General features: G+C 48.6%; 1 protein-coding gene. It reads right to left on the bottom strand.

Annotated features, from left to right (window positions below; all coding sequences use genetic code 11):
* On the bottom strand, positions 1 to 1,100 hold a 1,100-nt coding region (locus tag B3Z75_RS11605), incomplete at both ends, for a sodium:solute symporter (RefSeq protein ID WP_294071772.1).

The following is a 1,100-nucleotide window of genomic DNA, read 5'->3' as shown; positions in this document are numbered from 1 at the left end:
TAGGTGTATGATGCAAGCTTATATATTGCAGTTATTATGCTGTCAGAGCCGATCGCCTTTATCAACAGGATTATAAGCACAAACACTGCACTTATACCTACATGCACTCTCCGCCGTATTTTCACATCCCTCTCCGCCTGCACTTCGGACTGCCTTACAGCCTTCATATTCAGAATATCTACGCAGAACGAGGTGGTGAGTGCCGTCAACGCCGAGTCCGCGCTCGAAAAAGCAGCTGCCACAATTCCCAATACAAAAATACCCAACACCACCGGCCCCAGATGCTCGCTCGCTATCACCGGCAGTATATTGTCCGACACCTCCGGCAGCTCAATACCGGTTTGGCCGGCGAAAATAATCATCAGCACCCCAAGGCATAGGAACAGAAAGTTTATCGGCGTAAATGCAAGCCCATACGACACCACATTCTTCTGAGCATCCCTCAGCGTGCGGATTGTCAGGTTCTTCTGCATCTGGTCCTGATCCAGCCCCGTCATCACAATAGTAATAAACATCCCGCTGAAGAACTGTTTAAAGAAATTCTGGGTCGATGCCCAGTCGTCGAACACAAAAATCCGGGAGTGGCTGCTCTCCCTTATGGTCTTCACCATCCCCGCCACATTAAGGTCCATCCTCATGCCCACCTGCCACACTATAAGTACAAGTGCAGTAATAAAAAGGATTGTCTGCAGCCAGTCCGTCCATATAATAGTCTTAATCCCGCTCCTGTGGCTATAGAGCCATATCACCAATATTATACCTGTCACCGTCACCACGAAAGGCACTCCCCACGAGTCGAACACCAGTGACTGCAGTATAAAAGCGACCAGGTAAAGCCTTGCTGCAGCTCCCACAATCTTTGATATAAGGAAAAACCATGCTCCCGTCTTGTACGATTTCGGTCCATATCGTTGATCCAGGTAGCCATAAATGGTAGTCAGGTTCAACCGATAATAAAGAGGCAGCAACACAAAGGCGATAACCAGATACCCGAAAAAGAACCCGAACACCATCTGCATATAGGTCATATCAAGGTTCCTCACCATCCCGGGGACAGATACAAAGGTCACTCCCGAGATCGATGTCCCTATCATCGCTAC

Source organism: Proteiniphilum sp. UBA1028, from assembly GCF_002316955.1.
Classification (GTDB): Bacteria; Bacteroidota; Bacteroidia; order Bacteroidales; family Dysgonomonadaceae; genus Proteiniphilum.
Note: the sequence above shows the minus strand (reverse complement) of the source record. Positions and strands in the feature narration are given on the sequence as shown.